The 20,622-nt window shown below is 37.9% G+C and carries 16 protein-coding genes and 1 pseudogene; 13 read left to right on the top strand and 4 right to left on the bottom strand.

What is annotated here, in order from left to right:
• Positions 1-13: 13 nt before the first annotated feature.
• The 5 genes and pseudogenes from BUB91_RS13350 (at position 14) to BUB91_RS13335 (ending at position 5,231) form a co-directional block, all read left to right on the top strand.
• The gene (locus BUB91_RS13350) at positions 14-2,185 is read left to right on the top strand and encodes an endonuclease MutS2 (RefSeq protein WP_073099794.1); all 2,172 of its coding nucleotides are present in this window, start codon (positions 14-16) and stop codon (positions 2,183-2,185) included.
• Entirely contained in the window at positions 2,185-2,583 is a 399-nt protein-coding gene (locus tag BUB91_RS13345) for a thiol-disulfide oxidoreductase DCC family protein (protein ID WP_073099793.1), read from the top strand. The genes BUB91_RS13350 and BUB91_RS13345 overlap by 1 nt, the downstream gene beginning before the upstream one ends.
• A gap of 80 nt (positions 2,584-2,663) precedes the next feature.
• Complete coding sequence (locus BUB91_RS21320) at positions 2,664-3,389, top strand: DUF4140 domain-containing protein (RefSeq protein WP_241652616.1); 726 nt, start codon at positions 2,664-2,666, stop codon at positions 3,387-3,389.
• A 12-nt stretch (positions 3,390-3,401) separates the two neighbouring features.
• Positions 3,402-4,559 (top strand): annotated as a pseudogene (locus tag BUB91_RS21315) (mucoidy inhibitor MuiA family protein); the annotation flags it as partial.
• 9 nt (positions 4,560-4,568) lie between these two features.
• On the top strand, positions 4,569-5,231 hold the full coding sequence (locus BUB91_RS13335) for a haloacid dehalogenase type II (RefSeq protein WP_073099792.1): 663 nt from the start codon (positions 4,569-4,571) through the stop codon (positions 5,229-5,231).
• Here the strand turns inward: BUB91_RS13335 and BUB91_RS13330 are convergent.
• The 3 genes from BUB91_RS13330 to aroC form a co-directional block, all read right to left on the bottom strand.
• Positions 5,211-6,335: a lamin tail domain-containing protein gene (locus BUB91_RS13330; RefSeq protein ID WP_073099791.1), complete on the bottom strand. Its 1,125-nt coding sequence runs from the start codon at positions 6,333-6,335 to the stop codon at positions 5,211-5,213. The genes BUB91_RS13335 and BUB91_RS13330 overlap by 21 nt on opposite strands.
• A 132-nt stretch (positions 6,336-6,467) precedes the next feature.
• Positions 6,468-7,916, bottom strand: coding sequence for a dicarboxylate/amino acid:cation symporter (locus BUB91_RS13325; protein ID WP_073099790.1), 1,449 nt, complete (start codon positions 7,914-7,916; stop codon positions 6,468-6,470).
• Between the two features lie 268 nt (positions 7,917-8,184).
• Positions 8,185-9,249 (bottom strand): chorismate synthase, encoded by a 1,065-nt coding sequence (gene aroC, locus BUB91_RS13320; protein ID WP_073099789.1) that lies wholly within the window; start codon positions 9,247-9,249, stop codon positions 8,185-8,187.
• A 158-nt stretch (positions 9,250-9,407) separates the two neighbouring features.
• On the opposite strand from aroC, the gene BUB91_RS13315 reads away from it, so the two are divergent.
• Positions 9,408-10,232: a UDP-2,3-diacylglucosamine diphosphatase gene (locus BUB91_RS13315; RefSeq protein WP_073099788.1), complete on the top strand. Its 825-nt coding sequence runs from the start codon at positions 9,408-9,410 to the stop codon at positions 10,230-10,232.
• A gap of 49 nt (positions 10,233-10,281) precedes the next feature.
• On the opposite strand, the gene BUB91_RS13310 is transcribed toward BUB91_RS13315, so the two are convergent.
• Positions 10,282-12,603 carry an ATP-dependent helicase gene (locus BUB91_RS13310; protein WP_073099787.1) on the bottom strand — a complete coding sequence of 774 codons (2,322 nt, stop codon included), beginning with the start codon at positions 12,601-12,603 and terminating at the stop codon, positions 10,282-10,284.
• Between the two features lie 273 nt (positions 12,604-12,876).
• Here BUB91_RS13310 and BUB91_RS13305 point away from each other — a divergent pair, with 273 nt between their 5' ends.
• The 7 genes from BUB91_RS13305 to BUB91_RS13275 all read left to right on the top strand — a co-directional run bounded on the left by BUB91_RS13305 (position 12,877) and on the right by BUB91_RS13275 (position 20,542).
• Positions 12,877-14,061, top strand: a complete 1,185-nt coding sequence (locus BUB91_RS13305; protein WP_073099786.1) for a vWA domain-containing protein — start codon at positions 12,877-12,879, stop codon at positions 14,059-14,061.
• A gap of 217 nt (positions 14,062-14,278) precedes the next feature.
• Positions 14,279-14,824: a DsrE family protein gene (locus BUB91_RS13300; RefSeq protein WP_073099785.1), complete on the top strand. Its 546-nt coding sequence runs from the start codon at positions 14,279-14,281 to the stop codon at positions 14,822-14,824.
• Positions 14,825-14,833: 9 nt separating this feature from the next.
• On the top strand, positions 14,834-16,117 hold the full coding sequence (locus BUB91_RS13295; protein WP_073099784.1) for an amidohydrolase: 1,284 nt from the start codon (positions 14,834-14,836) through the stop codon (positions 16,115-16,117).
• Between the two features lie 266 nt (positions 16,118-16,383).
• Positions 16,384-18,003, top strand: coding sequence for an FMN-binding glutamate synthase family protein (locus BUB91_RS13290; RefSeq protein ID WP_073099881.1), 1,620 nt, complete (start codon positions 16,384-16,386; stop codon positions 18,001-18,003).
• A gap of 8 nt (positions 18,004-18,011) precedes the next feature.
• Complete coding sequence (locus BUB91_RS13285) at positions 18,012-18,530, top strand: DUF7935 family protein (protein WP_073099783.1); 519 nt, start codon at positions 18,012-18,014, stop codon at positions 18,528-18,530.
• Positions 18,531-18,541: 11 nt separating this feature from the next.
• A complete protein-coding gene (locus tag BUB91_RS13280) occupies positions 18,542-19,051 on the top strand; it encodes a DUF3124 domain-containing protein (RefSeq protein ID WP_073099782.1) in 510 nt (169 codons plus the stop codon).
• Positions 19,052-19,084: 33 nt separating this feature from the next.
• The gene (locus tag BUB91_RS13275) at positions 19,085-20,542 is read left to right on the top strand and encodes a potassium/proton antiporter (protein ID WP_073099781.1); all 1,458 of its coding nucleotides are present in this window, start codon (positions 19,085-19,087) and stop codon (positions 20,540-20,542) included.
• The last annotated feature ends 80 nt before the right edge of the window (positions 20,543-20,622 follow it).

Genomic DNA, 20,622 nt, shown 5'->3' with positions numbered 1-20,622 from the left:
CAGGCAACCCACTATGATAAAAATTCACCCTAAAACATTATCTGATCTAGAATTTCATACCGTTTGCGCACAGCTTAGTGAATTGTGCATAACAGATATGGGAAAGGTAAAAGCTTTAAAACTGGCTCCTAAAAGCAGCTACAAGAAAACGCTTTTTGCTCTTGACCAAACTCAGGAATATATCAACTCTGATACGCACGAAACACCTATTCCCAATCACGGGTTTGACGCACTTGATCACGAACTAAAAATGCTAGGGATTGAAGACACGATTCTTGAAGTGGGAAGTTTTAGAAAAATAGGAAGTCTTTCTGAAACTGTTAATAGTCATTTGCGCTATTTTAGAAAATTTCAGGAAGTGTACCCGGTGCTTTATCAAACAGTAAGAGAAACTGAATACACCACTATTCTTACCGATGAGATAAATACCATTGTAGATAAATACGGTGAGATTAAAGATGATGCTTCTCCCCTTTTACAGCAAACACGCCGTGCAATCAATCAAGTGAAAGGAAAGATAAACAGTAGTTTTGCATCTGCCTTATCAAGCTATTCATCTTATGGGTATTTAGATGAAATAAGAGAATCTATTGTAGACAATGTGCGCGTTCTTGCTGTTTCAGCGATGCATCGTCGCAAGGTAAAAGGTTTAATTTTAGGGAATTCTAAGACCGGAAGTATTGTTTATATTCAGCCGGAAGCCACACAGTCGCATCAGCGCGAACTCAATAATCTTCAATACGATGAACAGGAAGAAGTTAAGCGTATTTTAAAAGCTTTGACTGATTTTGTACGCCCTTTTATACCGCTGCTTAAAGATTATCAAAAGCTCTTGAGCACTATAGATGTTATTTCAGCGAAAGCCAAATATGCAAAAAAATTAGATGCTGTCTTACCAAAAATAACACAGGATCGGGAGTTAGAAATCAAAGAAGCCTACCATCCATTGCTACTGCTTAACAACAGAAAACGCGGTGAAAAAACCTTTCCACAAGACATTACTTTAGATGAGCAAAATCGCATTATTGTGATTAGCGGTCCTAACGCAGGTGGAAAAAGTATTACTCTAAAAACAGTAGGCCTCTTACAGGTAATGCTACAAAGTGGTTTACTTATTCCTGTTCACGAATATTCAAGATTTTGTTTTTTTGAAAAAATTCTCACTGATATTGGTGACAATCAAAGTATAGAAAATCATCTGAGTACATATAGTTACCGCCTGAAGAACATGAACTATTTTCTTCGGAAATGTGACGATAAAACGTTGTTTTTAATTGATGAATTTGGTACAGGTAGTGATCCTGAATTGGGTGGAGCTCTTGCCGAAACCTTTCTCGAAGTATTCTACGAGCGTAACAGCTATGGCATAATTACTACCCATTACGCCAATCTAAAAATGATGGCAAATGAGACGGAAGCCATTACCAATGCTAATATGCTTTTTGATTCCAGAACCTTAGAACCGATTTATAAACTCTTTGTTGGTGAAGCCGGAAGCTCTTTTACTTTTGAGGTTGCACAAAAAAATGGTATTCCGTACTCACTAATAAATCGTTCTAAAAAGAAAGTAGAACGTGGTAAAATACGTTTTGACAAGAGTATTGCAGATCTTCAAAAAGAGCGTAGTAAACTAGCAAAAACTACAACCTCACTAAAAACCAAAGAACAAGAAGCGCTTAAGCAAAAGCAAGAACTCAATAAGACCAATGCGCGTATTCAGGAAAAGTTAGAAAGCTATCAGGAATTATACGACAGTAACCAACGCCTGATTTATTTAGGTCAAAAGCTAGATGATATAAGTGATAAGTTTTTTACCAATAAGAATAAAAAACTACTACTTGACGAATTGTATAAAGTGGTACAGATTGAAAATTCTAAGCGGGAAAAACTCAATGCCAAGCAAAAACGTGCTCAAAAAGCTAAAGAAAGAAAGGTAAAGCAAGAGGCTGAAAAAAAAGTTGAAGTCATTAGAGAGAAGAAAAAAGTAGAGAAGCAGAAAGAAATTCAAATTGAAAAAGAGAAGCTAAAAGTAACACTCAAAATTGGTGATCGCGTGCGCTTACCAGATGGTAGAGCTGTGGGAACCATAGATAAAATTGAAAAAGGAAAAGCTACTGTTGATTATGGCATGTTCACAACTAATGTGGATGTAGATACTTTAGAACTGGTACAACGCAAAAAATAATGGAAACCAAAATCATTCTTTTTGACGGAGTTTGTAATCTGTGTAATGGTGCGATTAATTTCATTATCAAACACGATCCTAAATCGATCTTTAGCTTTGCTTCTTTACAGGGAGAAACTGGTCAGCATTTACTTAAAAAACATCAAATCAATCCCGCAGAAACAGACTCTATAGTTCTTATTGACGGTGATAAGGTGTCGGTTAAATCTTCTGCTGCTTTGCATATTGCGAAGTATTTAGACAAGGGCTACCCATTGCTTTTTGGATTTATGATTGTTCCTAAATTCATTAGAAATACAGTTTATGACTATATAGCCAAAAACCGTTACAAATGGTTTGGCAAAAAAGAAAGCTGTATGATTCCCACTCCAGAACTTAAGTCCAGATTTTTAGATTAATAAATCACTATCATTCGCGTAAAAGTATTCTAAAACTAAACTTTTCGTTTATTTTTAAGGAAAATATATTTTCCATGCGAATGCTATCACTTCTCTTATTTTACCTTTTTTTTAGCAACCCAAAATCGATTGCTTCGGAAAAACCTCTTGCTCAAAATTCAAAAATTGAAAAAGTCACGGTCTTTTTACAAGGGGCTACTGTAGAACGTTCTTCATCTGTAAGTATACAATCAGGAGTTAACGAATTGGTTTTTGACAATCTTTCTCCAGATATTTTAGAAAACAGTATTCAGTTGCGAGGGCTTGATGACGCAAGTATTCTTTCAATTACATTCAACTTAGATTATCTAGATAAAAAAACTGTTTCCGCCGAATATGAGAGTCTAAAAACAGATTTAGACCAACTTCTTTACGAAAAGAATTCTATTCAAAACACCATTGAAGGTTATGAACGTGAACTTAAATTACTCAGTGAAAACCAACGCATAAATAGTGACAATACCGATCTTTCTTTGGAAAAAGTAAAACAAATAAGTGCGTATTACCGCCAGCGCAGCACCGAAATTCAAAACATCATCTACAAGCAAAAACGTGAAGTGCAAGACTTAGATCGAAAGATCAATGATTACCGTCAGCAAATGAATAATCTTGATGATTCTCGAAAAGAAACACGCGGTGAAATTACTGTAAAACTACAAAGTGAACGTGCTACCAACCTCAACTTAGAACTGTCGTATATCATTCAGAATGCAGGGTGGTTTCCGCTATACGATATTCGCGCAGAAAGTACCGCAAGCCCTATCTAACTAAACTATAAAGCCAATGTGTATCAACAAAGCGGCATAGATTGGGACAATGTGAAGTTGGTTCTCTCAACCGGAGATCCCAACACCAATAATTTTAAACCTGACTTGCAACCTAAATATCTCAATTTTGTAAACACTTATTATAGAAAAACCAGTGCCGTAAACCGAACGAATTATAAATACAACCCAACTATACGAAGTGTTTCTGGTATTGTTACTGACGACTCTGGCGCACCATTACCGGGAACTAATGTCGCTCAAACAGGAACCACAAATGGTACTACAACAGATTTTGATGGGAAATACCGTATTTCGGTAAGCAATAATGGCGGTAGCGAGCTACAATATTCTTATGTGGGTTTTAATACAGAATCTATACCCATTCACGGCTCTATGATGAATGTTCAAATGGAATCTAACAACGAGTCGCTGGATGAAGTTGTACTTGTAGGTTATGGTACACAAGAAAAAGAATCAGTAGTAGGTGCTTTAGCAGGAAGAGCTGCAGGAGTTACTATTAATTCAGAATCCTACAACGAGAATGTTGAAGCCAAACAGGAAAGCCTGACAAATACCCGTTTTGAGATTAAAAAACGCTATACGATTGTTTCAAATGCAGACATCACCACTATAGAAATTGACAAATTTAATTTGCCTGCAAGCTACCAGCATTATGCAGCTCCAGAGCTTAATGAAAATGTATTTCTCACCGCAACAGTTACAGACTGGGAACGCTATGATTTACTGCAAGGCGAAGCCAATATTTATTTTGAAGGAAGCTACGCAGGCAAGACAGCTATAAATCCGCTTGCGACTACAGACAGTTTAGAAATCTCTTTAGGAATTGATCCTAACATCATTGTAAAACGTGAGAAGAAAGATAACTTTAAAAGCAAATCATTCTTAGGCGGAACTCGTGTAGTGGCAAAGGCTTATGAAATTTCAGTTAGGAATAATAAAAGTTCTGTGATTAATATGGTTTTAGAAGATCGTATTCCGGTTTCTCAAAACAAAGATATCAAAGTTTCTGATCAGGAAACCGCAGATGCTGCGTATGACGAGAAAACCGGTATCTTAAAATGGAAACTAGAACTCACTCCAAAAGCTTCGGTTACTAAAAACTTCTCGTATGAAGTGCGTTATCCTAAAAGTCAAAACATCAATCTTTAATTCAAGTTTTTGAAACCAAAACTCATCCTATTTGACGTAAACGAGACCTTACTCGATTTAAAACCTCTGGCACGACGTATAAATGTTTTGTTAAGCAATGAGCAAGCCTTTGACATTTGGTTCAGCAGTTTACTCCATTACTCTTTGGTTGAAACGGTAACTGGAAACCACAAAGACTTTAGCAAGATTGCTCAGGCTACTTTTGAAATGACTGCTGCTAAATTCAAAAAAATAATACCTGAAGACGAAATTATCAATGTTTTGCATCTTATCAGAAAACTACCTGCACATACAGATAGTGCACAAGCGTTAAAAGCATTAAAAAGTCAGGGGTTTCAATTAGTCGCTTTGACAAACGGAAATCTTGGCGTAGCTATGGAGCAATTAGCCTTTGCTGAATTAGATATTTATTTTGAGAGGGTTTTTAGTGTGGATGAAGCAGGTGCTTTTAAACCAAGCCCGAAACCTTATGATTTTGTTTTAAACGAAATGAATACTCACGCTTCTGAAAGTTTACTAGTGGCCGCTCACGGCTGGGACATTACCGGCGCTCAACGAGCCGGATTCCAAACAGCATTCATCTCACGAGACGGAAAGTACAAATATCCGCTTGCTGCAAAACCTACTTACGACTGTAAAAATTTAATTGAGTTAGTTGAACGTTTGACCTGAATTGATTTCATCAATGGTATCTGGTAATATATCCCAGATAAAATCTTCATATGAATTTCCGGCCCCTGTAAGTTGCATAGAGAAACCTATAGATGGCTCTGGGTCTTGATCAATGGGTAATAGTGTAGCAGTCATTCCAGATGCCGGGCCCTCGGTAGCTGTTACTTCACCTTCATAACTTAAAAATTGAATAACATTTCCTGATGGATCAACCAAGGCAATTGCGTCAGGTCCGTTTTGTAAACTACTAAAATTAATATTTTTTACTCCAAGGCCATTACTGATTTCTACAATAATTCCAGAGATAAATTTTGTTGAAATTATCGTCCCTCCAGAACCGTTATAATGAACCAACCTATAACCCGTTAAATCAATACCTGCAGAGCCTCCGATTTCAATTCGTTCATTAACATCACCACCTACATTATCGTAATGAATTTCATTAATCCAAACGCTTACATCATTATCCACCACTGTTAAATCAAACACAGAATCCACACCAATAGTCGGTGCTCCTGAGCCACCGCTAGCGTTAGTGATTGAAAAAACAATATGCTCGTTCCCTTCAACTTCTGTGTCATCAATTAAAGAAAAAATACTAATAGCTTTAAAAACCTGCCTGTCTGGTGGTATTGTTATGACTTGGGCAACACTTTCAACCAGATCATTATACGATGAAGCAGCGACTGTAATGGTCAATCCATTACTTGCAGATGGATTAGTAATATTAAATTCTAAGTCAATCCCAGCGTCACTTTCGCTTTGGGAAGTTTCAGTTAGTGTAAAGGAAACTTCTGTGGGTTGTAATGAACTTTGAAGTAAATAGATATTTTCCCAAAAAGTACCATTCCAGACTTGAAGCCCAAAGATTGTAGCATCAAGATCGTTTACAAAAACCATCAAACCCGTATCATCTTCTGTAGCATCAATCAAATCACGCTGAGCCACTGTAACACGGGGAGGCATCAAACCTTTAAAGTTTCCGTCTGATGACTTGCTGCTAATCTCTAGCATAGAAGCAGCACTAGGGTTTGTCGTACCAATACCAACCTGAGCTGATACTTGTAAAATTCCGATAAAAAAGAAAAGTAAAAAATGCTTCATACTTACGCATTTAAGTTTATAAATGGTAAGTCAAGTAGTCGTGTAGGGCCAACTATAATAGATTGGGTCTTTCGAAATTAATAATTATTTCGAAAAAACAAAACATTAATCACTAATAATCAGATTTTTTAATTATTTCTCATCGATATCAAAGGCTGCCTCGGGTTCTTTATTAGGATTATAATTGAATAATCCTTCCCCTTTTGCTATCACTGAAGACACCGTTGCATCTCCGGTAACATTCACTACTGTTCGGCACATATCTAAAATACGATCTACCGGAAAAATAATACCAATCCATGCGGGATTTAAGCCTACAGATTCTAATACAATAATGAGCATTACAAGACCGGCACTAGGTACTGCAGCAGAACCTATAGACGCTAAAGTCGCTGTTAGCACAATAGTAAGCTGCTGACCGATAGTTAGGTCTATCATATGTAATTGAGCCAAGAAAACAACCGCTACAGCTTGATACAGACATGTACCATCCATATTTACAGTAGCTCCTATAGGCAGTACAAAACTGGTTACTTTTTTATCTACGCCCAGATTATCTTCTACACATTCCATCGTAACCGGAAGCGTCGCTGCACTACTTGATGTTGAAAAGGCTAAAGTTTGAGCAGGTCCCATTGCTTTAAAGAAACCAAAATAAGATACTTTGCGCACAAAAAATTTAAAAATAAGTGGATAAATACCGAATACCATCAGAGCCAGACCACCTACTACCGTAAGAGAATACCAACTCAAGCCTTTAAATATTTCAACCACTTTACCGATGTCATTACCGGCCATTTGACTAACAACACCGGCTAATAATGCAAAAACAAAAAACGGAGCAGCCTGCATTGTGAGGTCTACCATTTTTAGAAAGATCTCCATTATTCCATCTACTGCACGGGTTACAGGAGCTGATTTTTTAGGGTCTATAAACAACATGCTTATTCCAAAAAACAAACCGAAGAATATCACTTGTAGCATTAAACCATTATCTGCTAGAGATCTAAAAAAGTTATCCGGCACTATATCTACTAAAGGCTGTAGCGGACCCGCTTTTTTCGCAGCATCAGCAGTTTTCATCTTGTCGTTTACCGAAGCATCTTTGAGTTCGCTTCTGGATAAATCTGAAATTTCACGAGCACGATCCATAAACTTAGGATCCTGAAGGTAGTTTACCCCATCTTTGATCTCATAGCCTTCATCTGCAGCCCAAATCTCATAACTGATACGGTTATCTATTCGGCTTTGCTCATCTACAAGCTTACCCGGACCTATTAAGTTCACAAGCAACAAACCTACTCCCACGGCTAAAACGGTAGTAACCAGATAAGCCAAAAGCGTCTTACCTCCCATTCTCCCTAAACTTGCAGGGTCTCCTAAGTTTGCCACACCACTTATTATAGAAAACAACACCAGCGGAACCGCAATAAGTTTTAAAAGATTGATAAATATTTTACCGAATGGAGCAATCCAATCTATCGTAAACTGACTCCATCCTAACTGACTGGAAATTAAAGCCCAAATTATACCTAAAACCAGACCTATAATTATTTTCCAGTGCAATGCTATTTTCTTCATAAAAGGTGTTTTCTTTTCGATTATCGAGATTTAGCTGTTCAATTATTGCTAGGAAAGCAAAAATGTACATTTTAATACCCTTACGGTTTACTCGAAGATTTTTCTATGACGTGAAAGATAAACAAATTCCTTATTTAGATTAAGCCTAAGACTTCTTTTGATACATAATTGTTAGTAAAACGTAGATTTTGTAGAAAAATAAATAAGTCGTAAAACAAAAAAGCTTCCGGAAAAATCCGGAAGCTTTTTTGTTTTACTAAAGATTCAATTAAATCTTAGAACCTTTGTTTATCAAAAGGAAATCTGCAAGAACTAAAGCAGCCATTGCTTCAACAATAGGTACCGCTCTGGGAACCACACAAGGATCGTGACGGCCTTTACCTTGCATTTCGGTTTCATTACCTTCTTTATCAATTGTGGGTTGGTTTTGCATTATGGTAGCAACCGGCTTAAAGGCTACACGGAAATAAATATCCATTCCATTACTTATTCCACCTTGAATACCGCCGCTTAAATTGGTTTGGGTGCTTCCATCTTTGTTGAAAAGATCATTGTGTTCACTTCCTAGCATTGAAGCTCCATGGAAACCGCTTCCGTATTCAAAACCTTTTACAGCGTTGATAGAAAGCATCGCTTTTCCTAATTCAGCGTGCAATTTATCAAAAACGGGTTCTCCTAGACCTACCGGCACATTCTGAATCACACACATCACCGTACCGCCAATAGTATCTCCAGCTTTTCGAATCTCTTTAATCCTATCAATCATTTTTTCGGCGAAAGCCTCATCTGGGCAACGCACGATATTTGTTTCAGTTTTATCAAAATCAAGTTCCTGATACGGCGTTGTCATACGTATCTCTCCAACTTGATCTACAAACGCATTTATTTTCACATCCTTTAAAACCTGCTTTGCTATGGCTCCTGCAGCAACACGGCTAGCAGTTTCTCTAGCTGACGAGCGACCACCTCCACGGTAATCACGTATACCATATTTCTGATCATAAGTATAATCTGCGTGTGAAGGACGATAGGTATCTTTGATATGACTGTAATCATGAGACTTCTGATTGGTATTCACGATATTGAAACCAATAGGAGTTCCTGTGGTTTTTCCTTCAAAAATCCCGGAAAAGAAATTTACAGAATCTGGCTCTTTACGCTGGGTAACAATCTTAGACTGACCCGGTTTGCGACGTTCCATATCGCGGTAAACCAAATCCAAATCAATAGCAACCCCCGCAGGGCATCCATCTATAATTCCACCTATAGCTTCACCGTGAGATTCACCAAAAGTGGTTAGCGTAAATAATTTTCCAAATGTATTACCTGCCATAACAAAAGTTTGAGCGGCGAAATTAAAATGTTTTATGCTAAAAGCCTTGTCATTACGCAGCTAATTCATTGCAAAAAAGTGGAAAGACTTAAATAATTTAATAATGAGTTAAAACTAGGATAACAGACATGGTTGTAATTTGTTAAAAATCATTTTCTTTGAAACGAAAAGTAGAACTTGTTATCCTTTCTGATGTTCATCTAGGTACATACGGAGCTCACGCAAAAGAACTGGTTAATTACCTACAAAGCATCAAGCCTAAAACTCTGGTGCTCAACGGAGATATTATAGATATCTGGCAGTTTAGAAAACGGTATTTCCCAAAATCACATCTTCAGGTTATTAAAAAAATCATTTCGCTCGCCGCGAAAGGGACTAAGGTGTATTACATCACCGGTAATCATGACGAAAAGCTGCGTAAGTTCAGTCCGGTGGAATTGGGTAATATTTCTGTGATTGATAAACTGGTATTGAATCTAGACGGAAAAAAAGCGTGGATTTTTCACGGGGATGTTTTTGATGCTTCTATACAACATACCAAATGGATTGCCAAGCTAGGCGGTTGGGGTTACGATTTTCTTATTGTACTCAACAGTTTTATCAATTGGTGTCTGGTAAGCTTAGGAAGACCGAAATATTCACTTTCTAAAAAGATCAAAAACAGTGTAAAAAAAGCGATAAGTTTTATTACTGATTTTGAAGAAACTGCTGCCGAACTCGCTATTGAAAATAAGTTTGATTACGTGATTTGTGGGCACATACATCAACCGCAAATGCGAAAGGTAGAAAATGCAAACGGGAGTTGCTTATATCTCAACAGCGGGGACTGGATTGAAAACTTAACCGCTCTCGAATACCATAAAAAAACTTGGTCTCTAATGGAATACGAAAAGCAAAATCTTCCTATTTCAAAGGATGACGAATCTGTTAACACTGAAATTGATCCTATTGCCTTAATGGCTTCGATTAAGATGTTTAGTTGATAAATCAACAATAAAATACAATCTTCCATCTAGACGATTAGAAACTATTTTAATCCAATATCTTCAGCTTCGCAAAGCGCAACAACAGCTTTTTAATACCTCCGGTTTGAAAGTTTATTTCTGCTTTTTGATCCTGCCCTATTCCTTCTATACCCAATACTTCACCGTGACCAAAACGACTGTGCTCTACATGCATTCCTTTAGAAAGATTTCCGTTGAGATCATCGGTTGGAATTTCTGAAGCGGTTTGTGGTCTCAACTTGCGTAATTTTCGAAGTTGATCTTCAGTAGGCTTACCCACTGTAGGAGCGCTTCCGCTTACGGGCTTTTTCAATCGCAGTTTACTCTTATCCGGTTCACCAAAAATATCGGTATCAATCATCGGCTTGTAGCGATAATTATCCATTGGCGTCTGGATGTCTAAGTATTGCTGATCTATTTCTTCAATAAAACGACTCGGTTCTGCATCTATTAATTTCCCCCAGCGATAGCGAGACTCGGTATAAGTAAGATAGGCTTGCTTTTCTGCACGGGTAAGTGCCACGTAAAACAAGCGCCGCTCTTCTTCCAGTTCGCTACGGGTGTTCATACTCATTCCACTCGGGAACAAATCTTCTTCAAGCCCCACGATATACACATACGGGAACTCCAGACCTTTTGCCAGGTGAATGGTCATCAACGACACGCGGTCCACATCATCAATGTCTTTATCCATATCGGTAGCGAGGGCTACATCTTCCAGAAACTCAGAAAGGCTTCCGGTAGCATCTGCAATTTCTTTTTGACCTTCAACAAAGTCACGCATCCCGTTAAGCAATTCCTCGATGTTTTCAATACGCGCAATACCTTCAGGTGTTCCGTCTTTTTTCAATTCTTGTAACAAGCCAGTTTTACGAGCAACAGTTTCAGCAACGGTAAAAGCATCTGCATTTTCGCTCAAAATCTTAAAACTGTGAATCATATTCACAAAATTATAGAGCTTATTTTTTGTGCTCGAATTGATCTTAATATCCAGATGCTCAATATTTTCCATCACTTCAAATATAGAGCGATCGTACTGCTTCGCAGCGATAACGAGACGATCTAAGGTCGTAGCACCAATACCTCTTGCCGGATAATTGATCACTCGTTTTAAGGCCTCCTCGTCATTAGGATTTGTCAAAATGCGCAGGTAAGCTAACACGTCTTTAATCTCTTTCCGCTGATAGAATGAAAGTCCTCCATAGATTCTATACGGAATCTCCCGTTTTCTAAGCGCATCTTCCATCGCCCGTGACTGGGCGTTTGTTCGGTATAAAATAGCAAAATCACTGTGCTGCAACTGGTTGTTCATCTTTGTTTCAAAGATGTTGCTGGCAACGTAGCGGCCTTCCTCACCATCGGTAAGTGAGCGATGTACGATAATTTTAGGTCCGTCATCATTAGCGGTCCACACCACTTTATCCAATTTGGTTTTATTATGCTCTATAACTGAGTTTGCGGCTTCAACAATATTTTTTGAGGAACGGTAATTTTGTTCCAAACGATAGACTTTTACATCATCATAATCACGCTGATAGTTCAAAATATTATTAATATTTGCCCCACGGAACGCGTAAATACTCTGGGAGTCATCACCCACCACACAAATATTCTGATAGCGGTCTGCAAGTGCTTTCACTATAAGGTATTGTGAGTGATTCGTATCCTGGTACTCATCAACCAAAATGTATTGAAAACGCTTCTGATATTTGGCGAGTACTTCAGGAAAACGCGCTAATAATTCGTTTGTACGCAACAATAAATCATCAAAATCCATTGCTCCCGCTTTAAAACAACGGTCTACGTATTCCTTATAAATATTACCTATACGTGGCTTTTTGGCCATCGCATCAGCTTCCATCAACTCAGGATTCTGAAAATAAGCTTTAACCGTAATCAAACTGTTTTTAAAAGAAGAGATACGGCTATGAACCTGCTTGTACTTGTAAATATCTTTATCAAGCCCCATCTCTTTGATAATCGCAGAAATAAGTCTTTGAGAATCCTGCGAATCATAAATCGTAAAATTGGGAGGAAATCCCAAGTGATGTCCTTCAATCCGTAAGATCTTTGCAAAAACCGAGTGAAAGGTTCCCATCCACAGGTTTTTTGCCTCGCTATTACCCACAATGGTACCGATACGCGTTTTCATCTCCCGTGCCGCTTTATTGGTAAATGTGAGTGATAATATATTAAACGCATCAACTCCCTGTTGCATCAGGTAAGCAATACGCATGGTAAGTACTCTGGTTTTCCCAGAGCCTGCACCGGCAATCACCATCATTGCACCGTCTTTTTGCAAAACCGGCGCACGTTGTGCTTCATTCAATCCTTCTAAAAGTGCCTCCAAAACAATCTGATTTTTTACTGAAACTAAACTTCCTGAGCTAAATAATACCGCTATTTAGTAAGAGGGCGAAAATTAAGGAAACTTATTTTTTTATCAGAACACTATGGTATTTAGTTATCAAGAAAATTACGCCTACTCAAGATTTTAAAACGTTCAGGTTTGAACACGAAATTCTTTAGTCAAAAAGTAACTAAAAAATTTAACATGCTCACAAGCAACCTTTTAATCAAATAACATCTACTTTATAAATCAATCAAAAAAATCAACAACCTTATGAAAAAATCTTACGCTTTTCTCATTCTCCTATTTTTTGCTCTTTTTTTATCGTGTACTGAAGACGCTGCGCTACCGGAAGAAGACGAGTTATCAAACGGTGCTTTTTCTTCTGAATCGGGTGGTTCTGCTGGTGCAGGAGGATCAGGTAATGGGGATTCTGACAATGCCGGAATCATCACCGCAGGAGAATGGAATGATTTGCAAAACTGGAGTTTCTGGCAAAACTTACTCAATCAGGAAGTGGCAGATCAACTTACCACAAACTGGGAATTCAACACAGCAAACCGCTTTTCATTTGAATTGAAAGATGAAAATAATTTACCGGTGGTAGATGCTGTTTTAACTATTAAAAAAGGTACAGATGTAGTCTGGGCAGCAAAAACAGACAATCTAGGTACTGCAGAATTGTGGATCGATCTCAAAAGCGACAAGCAGAAAACCACCGAAATTACAAATTATAGTTTTTATCTGGGTGATCAAAAATTAAGCAACGTAAAATCTTATTCTGAAGAAATCAACACCATAAAAATAAACAATTCTGCACCGGTGTACAGCAATGTTGACCTCTGTTTTATTGTAGATGCCACAGGTTCTATGAGTGATGAAATGGATTTTCTAAAAGATGATCTCAAACAAGTTATTCAGAAAGTAAAAGCCGCAAATTCTAATCTTCAGATTTCTACAGGAACTGTTTTCTATAGAGATGTTGACGATGAATATTTAGTTAAAAAATCAGATTTCACCTTAAATCTAGAGAACACGCTAACTTATATTAATGCACAGACCGCTGATGGTGGCGGAGATTTCCCCGAAGCTGTACATACTGCTCTTAAGACCAGTATAGATGATTTGCAATGGGCTACAACTGCAAAAACCCGCATTGCATTCTTGTTATTAGATGCACCGCCACACGATGAAGCACAAGTAATGGATGACCTGCATGAATCAATTAAAAAAGCTGCTCAAAAAGGAATTAAGATCATTCCTATAGTCGCAAGTGGCATCAACAAAAAGACTGAATTTTTGATGCGAAATTTCAGCATAACAACAAACGGAACCTATGTATTTATCACAAATGATAGCGGCGTGGGCGACGACCATCTTGAGCCTACAATAGGAGATTATGAAGTAGAAATTCTTCAGGAATTATTAATACGACTCATTAAAAAGTACACTAGCTAGAATCGCTAGGACTCATTTATTAAAAAAGTAAAAATGAAAAAGCATGTCTCAAATTCGATTGAAGGCATGCTTTTATTTTGCTTATAATTCATTAAAATCGCTTCTCAATATCAATTTTGCATCATTATAAATCAAAATCTAGATACTAATAAATCACAAACTTCCAGTTTTAGCTTCTCTAGCTTTTCTATATCTTTAGTTTTCTGAATTTCATTTTATGAACTTAAAACGTTTGGGCATTAGCTTATTTATTTTTTTCGCATTCGCGAAAATAAGTATTGCACAAGAAGAACTAACAGGACCGCTGATTGAAGATTTTGGCAATACCATTTCTGTGCCCAATCCTGATCTTGCAATAAATCTAGATGAAGATTATCAAGTGGTTTTTGACATCGCTAAAGCTCCAGACGATCCTACTTCTCTAAATTCGCATTTTAATACTGCAGCGCGCTTTCTAAATATGCACGTCGCCGCAGGAGTTGATAAAAATCGATTAAAACCTATACTTATTGTGCACGGCAGTGCTGCTTTTGGATTGCTTAAAAATGAGTATTACAAGGAGAAATTTGGTATTGATAATCCCAATTTAGCCTTACTCAACAAACTTCACTCCTTAGATATACCTGTGATTTTATGTGGGCAAACTGCCGGCACACGTGGTATTTCAGCAAAAAAACGCTGGGAGCATACAATCCTTGCTTTATCTGCAATGACTGCATTAATACACTATCAGAATTTAGACTACGCATTAATTTCCTTTTAAATAACATACATGAAAAAACTAAACACATTAGCATTCTTAACACTTGGAGCTGCTGCTTTTGCACAAACTCCAGATCCTGAAATCACAGCTGCTGCGGAAGCTATAGAAGATCAGGTCATTGAATGGCGTCATGATATTCATGAGCATCCGGAATTGAGTAATCGTGAATTTGAAACGGCTGCTAAAATTGCCGAGCACCTCAAATCATTAGGAATAGAAGTAGAAACCAAAGTTGCAAAAACCGGCGTTGTAGGGATCCTTAAAGGAGATTATCCCGGTAAAGTTGTAGCGCTACGTGCAGATATAGATGCGCTACCTGTGACTGAGCGTAATGATTTACCTTTTAAAAGTGAAGTTGTTTCGACTTTTATGGGCGAAGAGACCGGCGTAATGCACGCATGTGGTCACGATACACACATTGCGATTCTTATGGGTACAGCTCAGATACTAGCAGAAAATACAGATAAAATACACGGTACGGTAAAATTTATATTTCAGCCTGCTGAAGAAGGTGCGCCTCCGGGAGAAGAAGGTGGCGCGGCTTTAATGATTAAAGAAGGAGTTTTAAAAAGTCCGGATGTAGATGCTATTTTTGGACTACATATTAACAGTGCTACTCCGGTAGGAACCATCGCCTATAAACCGGGTGGAACAATGGCTGCCGTAGAGCGTTTTGTTGTTAAGATACAAGGAAAACAAACCCACGGTTCTCAACCTTGGGGCGGTGTTGATCCCATATACATCGCTGCTAAGATTATTGACGGATTTCAATCGATTATCAGTAGAGAATCTAACCTATTAGTAGAACCTGCAGTTATAACAGTAGGTAAAATTTCTGGTGGCGTTCGCTTTAATATTATTCCTGAAACTGCAGAATTAGTAGGTACTGTACGTACGTTAGATCCTGATATGCGGGAATTAATTATACGTCGTATGACTGAAATGAGTGAAGGTCTGGCTAAAGCTTACGGCGGAAGCGCAACGATAGAATTTCAGAGCAATACTGCTATTACGTATAACGACCTCGCACTTACTGAACAAATGCTTCCTACTCTCAAAAATGTTGCAGGCGAAGATCACGTAAAACTGGTTAAAGCAACTACCGGAGGTGAAGATTTCAGTTATTATCAAGAGGAGGTTCCCGGGTTATTCTTCTTTTTAGGAGGAATGGCTCCGGGAAATACCGAAGCTTACCCACATCACACTCCTGATTTTCAGATTGATGATGACGGACTTTTACTGGGCGTAAAAACAATGAGCCAATTAACGCTTGATTACTTAAACGCAAAGTAAATCACCTTGAGATAACCCCACAAGGCATTCAAAGAAAACAGCTTTTGACTTCGAGGCAAGCCTAGGAGCATTTAAATCTCGATTATCGAGTAAATCTACTCTTTTCTAAAAAAAGCGAACGTACGATTACGTTTGCTTTTTTATGTCTCAATTTATTACTCTTAAGGATCTATTAAAGGGTTAATAATTCTTAAATTCTCAATTTAGAGCCTTTCAAAAACATAGTGAAACACTAAGTTTGAAGATTGAATTTTTTAAACCCGGTTATGAACGAATTTCTAACATTTTTAGGCAATATTCCATGGTGGTTCTGGCTTTTAGTTGTGCTTGTAATCATTGGTATTCGCGATGTATTTTTCAATAAAAAACACATCATCACACACAACTTTCCGGTGGTGGGACATATTCGGTATATGTTAGAAAGTATTGGTCCGGAATTACGCCAATATATCGTTGCAAATAACCGCGAAGAACTTCCGTTTAATCGAATCGAGCGTGGCTGGATTTATGCTTCCGCTAAAAACCAGAACAACTATGAAGGTTTTGGTACAGATCAAAATATCTATGAGGCTAATTACATTTTTATAAATAATGCGATGATGGGATTCAAAGTTCCATCAGAACATCCCAATGCCAAAAACCCCTATTTTTTACCATGTGCCAAGGTAATGGGTTCTTATAATAATCGCCGTAAACCTTACAGACCAGCTTCTGCGATAAATGTATCAGCTATGAGTTTTGGTTCGCTTTCTGCACGAGCTATTGAATCGCTAAATAAAGGTTGTAAACTGGCGCATGCATACCACAACTGTGGTGAGGGTGGCCTTTCTTCTTATCATAAAAAAGGAGCTGACGTGATTTACCAGATCGGTACCGGTTATTTTGGAGTAAGAGATGAGCACGGAAATTTTTCGATGGAAAAAATGATTGCTTTAGTCAAAGCTAATCCAGAAATCAAAGCGATTGAAGTTAAGTTGTCACAAGGTGCAAAACCGGGTAAAGGGGGAGTGCTTCCGGCTTCAAAAATAACACAGGAAATTTCTGAAATACGTCACGTACCTATGGGTAAAGATGTGATTTCACCTGCAACCCACTCGGCTTTTGAAGGCGTAGATGGACTTCTAGAATTTGTAGAACAGATTGCTGAAGCCACCGGACTTCCGGTTGGGATTAAAGCTGCAATAGGTAAGTTGCAGGATTGGGAAAAACTAGCCCAACTGATGGTTAAAACCAATAAAGGACCCGATTTTATTCAGGTTGACGGTGGTGAAGGTGGTACAGGAGCGGCACCGCCCAGCTTTGCTGATCACGTCTCTTTGCCTTGGGTTTATGCCTTTAGTGATTTATATAAAATCTTTAAAAAACATCATCTCACAGAACGTATTGTTTTTATTGGTAGTGGTAAATTAGGTTTACCGGCAAAAGGTGCGATGGCTTTCGCAATGGGTGCAGATGTGATCAATGTTGCCAGAGAAGCGATGCTTTCTATTGGCTGTATACAGGCAAAAGCTTGTCACAATAATACCTGCCCTAGTGGCGTTGCTACTCAAAACAAGTGGTTGCAAGCCGGTATTGATATTGAAGATAAAGCAGTACGAACCAATTTTTACTTTAAAAATTTCAGAAAAGAGTTACTTGAAATCACACACGCCTGTGGTTATGAGCATCCTTGTCAGCTAACTACTGAAGATGTTGATCTAACTCTAGGAGATAAAAATCTAAGTCAAACTTTAGCCGCTTGCTTCAGTTATCACAAAGTGGATGTGCCTTTTGAGGGAATGTCTTCTTTATTGAATTGTGAACATCTAGGCGGAGAATACGATAAAGAAACCGTTAAGCGTGAAAACAGTAAAATAAAGCAATTTGAAGACGCTGTAAGATACTAATTAGGATTATGGACGATATATTAGATATTTTAATTTCAGTAGGACCCGCAATTGTTGTGGCTCTACTCGCCTATTATTTCTTTGATTCTTTTATGAAAAACGAAGAAAAAAGAAGACGTTTTCTGCTTCATAAACAAAGTCAAAAAGACACGTTACCATTACGTTTGCAGGCTTTTGAACGTCTTACACTTTTTCTGGAAAGAATAAGCCCAAACCAACTTCTAATTCGAATAAAGCCTGCATCTGATGATAAAAAATCTTATGTAGACTTATTAATCGCAACCATAGAGCAAGAATTTGAACACAATCTCACGCAACAGATTTATATTTCTGATGAATGCTGGCGCGTAATCAAATCATCAAAAAATGCCTTGATTCAGCAACTTCGAAAAGGAGTTGCAAATACAGAGTTGAATACAGCTCATGACATCAGAACATATATTTTAACAAATTTTGATGAGTCACCAAACCCTACTTTACTTGGTTTAGATTATCTTAAGACTGAGGTTCAGGAATTATTTGATTAAAAACTAAGCGTATGCGTAACTTTTTACTTTTTGTAGCCGGTATTTTTCTACTTATCTCTTGTGACGAAAAAAAGCCTATGAGCTCTATAAACCCTATAAACTGGGAAAAGAGACGTGCAGAAATACCCAAAAATGATTCGTTGCAAGTAGCCAAAACGTATTTGGGTATTTATTCAGAAATTTACAGTACTTCTGAGCATCTCACCCACGATCTAACGGTTACCGTAAGCCTTAGAAATACCAGCGAGACAGACCCTATTCTACTCACTAAAGGAGCGTATTATGATACCAGCGGAAAACCCATACGTACCTATTTTGATTTCCCAATAATGCTTAGACCTCTAGAAACTGTTGAAATCATTATCGAAGAAGGCGATAAAACCGGTGGTACAGGGGGTAATTTTATTTTTGACTGGCTTGACGATTCGGCAGTTACAGATCCTATTTTTGAAGGCATCATGATTTCTACCCGTGGCACACAAGGCTTATCTTTTACTTCTATAGGAAAACGTATAAAATAAGCTAATACAAATCACAACTAACAGTAAAAGGGTATGAACCTTACTATTGAAAACATCGTCCTTGTTGGCTCTGTTTTACTTCTCATAAGTATTGTGGTAGGTAAAACCTCTTACAAATTTGGTGTTCCTACCTTATTGTTATTCTTAGGAATTGGGATGCTTGCCGGTTCTGATGGAATTGGCGGTATTAAGTTTGACGATCCACAAATCGCTCAATTCATTGGGATTGTATCGCTTAATTTCATTCTATTTTCCGGAGGTTTAGACACCAACTGGTCTTCAGTTAAACCTATTCTCAGAGAAGGGCTCGCACTTTCTACTTTAGGCGTTTTACTCACTGCTGTCACTTTAGGAGGCTTTATTTTTTATGTAACCGATTTTACAATTTACGAAAGCCTTCTACTAGGCTCTATTGTTTCTTCAACAGATGCGGCGGCGGTTTTTTCGATTCTTCGTTCTAAAAGTTTAGCACTAAAAACCAATCTGCGCCCGACACTGGAGCTAGAAAGCGGAAGTAACGACCCAATGGCTTATGTACTTACTATTGCTTTTTTAACGCTGGTAATTAATCAAGACAAAGGTTTGGCATCTGTAATACCGATGCTGTTGACGCAAATGATTGTAGGTGGTGTTGCCGGTTTCATTTTTGGAAGACTGAGTAAACTCACTATAAATAAAATTCAATTAGGTTTTGAAGGCCTCTACCCGGTTCTTGTAATTGCATTGATGTTTATCACCTTTTCAGCCACAGAGTTTATAGGAGGTAATGGCTTCTTGGCTATTTATATTTGTGCGGTTTATCTGGGTAATCAAGACTTGATACACAAGCAGACCATTCTCAAAATGTTTGACGGTCTTGCCTGGTTGATGCAGATTGTTTTGTTCTTAACTCTTGGCTTATTGGTTTTCCCTACACAGGTTATTCCGTTTATAGGCATTGGTCTTTTGATTTCTTTATTCTTGATATTTATTGCAAGACCTGTTGGCGTGTTTATCAGTCTTGCTTTTTTTAAAATGAAAATGCGGCGACGCTTTTACATCTCGTGGGTGGGTTTACGAGGCGCTGTGCCCATCGTGTTTGCTACTTATCCGTTGCTGGCTGGTATTGAAAAAGCTCATATGATTTTTAATATTGTTTTCTTTATCTCGCTTACTTCAGTATTGATTCAAGGAACAACACTTTCTGTTGTTGCAAAATGGCTTAACGTAGGTTTGCCGGAAGAAGCTAAACCTAAAAATATGGCCGGTATGATTTCAGAAATACCCAAAACGGCTATGAAAGAAATTGTAATTACCCCACATTGCAACGCTATAAATAAGAAAATCGTAGAACTTGGCTTTCCTAAAAATGCCATAATCGCAATGATTAAGCGAAATGATAAATTTCTCACACCAAAGGGCTCTACTATAATTAATGATGGCGATACGCTGGTTGTACTTTCTGAGGATGAAGAAGGTCTTGATGATGTTGTACGATGTCTTAACAGCTAAAATGAGGTTCTGAATATTCCCTTATTTCTGAATAAAAATTTGGATAGTATTTAAGGCTGAAATCACGCAACCAAATGAAA

This window comes from Leeuwenhoekiella marinoflava DSM 3653, assembly GCF_900129005.1.
Lineage (GTDB): Bacteria > Bacteroidota > Bacteroidia > Flavobacteriales > Flavobacteriaceae > Leeuwenhoekiella > Leeuwenhoekiella marinoflava.
The sequence above is the reverse complement of the archived record's forward strand: the minus strand, read 5'-3'. Positions and strand labels throughout refer to the sequence as shown.

Excerpts from the sequence above, each read along its gene's own strand:
- BUB91_RS13350 (WP_073099794.1), top strand. The coding sequence starts at position 14 with ATGATAAAAATTCACCCTAAAACATTATCTGATCTAGAATTTCATACC.
- BUB91_RS13345 (WP_073099793.1), top strand. The coding sequence starts at position 2,185 with ATGGAAACCAAAATCATTCTTTTTGACGGAGTTTGTAATCTGTGTAAT.
- BUB91_RS21320 (WP_241652616.1), top strand. The coding sequence starts at position 2,664 with ATGCTATCACTTCTCTTATTTTACCTTTTTTTTAGCAACCCAAAATCG.
- BUB91_RS13330 (WP_073099791.1), bottom strand. The coding sequence starts at position 6,335 with ATGAAGCATTTTTTACTTTTCTTTTTTATCGGAATTTTACAAGTATCA.
- BUB91_RS13325 (WP_073099790.1), bottom strand. The coding sequence starts at position 7,916 with ATGAAGAAAATAGCATTGCACTGGAAAATAATTATAGGTCTGGTTTTA.
- aroC (WP_073099789.1), bottom strand. The coding sequence starts at position 9,249 with ATGGCAGGTAATACATTTGGAAAATTATTTACGCTAACCACTTTTGGT.
- BUB91_RS13305 (WP_073099786.1), top strand. The coding sequence starts at position 12,877 with ATGAAAAAATCTTACGCTTTTCTCATTCTCCTATTTTTTGCTCTTTTT.
- BUB91_RS13300 (WP_073099785.1), top strand. The coding sequence starts at position 14,279 with ATGAACTTAAAACGTTTGGGCATTAGCTTATTTATTTTTTTCGCATTC.
- BUB91_RS13295 (WP_073099784.1), top strand. The coding sequence starts at position 14,834 with ATGAAAAAACTAAACACATTAGCATTCTTAACACTTGGAGCTGCTGCT.
- BUB91_RS13290 (WP_073099881.1), top strand. The coding sequence starts at position 16,384 with ATGAACGAATTTCTAACATTTTTAGGCAATATTCCATGGTGGTTCTGG.
- BUB91_RS13285 (WP_073099783.1), top strand. The coding sequence starts at position 18,012 with ATGGACGATATATTAGATATTTTAATTTCAGTAGGACCCGCAATTGTT.
- BUB91_RS13280 (WP_073099782.1), top strand. The coding sequence starts at position 18,542 with ATGCGTAACTTTTTACTTTTTGTAGCCGGTATTTTTCTACTTATCTCT.
- BUB91_RS13275 (WP_073099781.1), top strand. The coding sequence starts at position 19,085 with ATGAACCTTACTATTGAAAACATCGTCCTTGTTGGCTCTGTTTTACTT.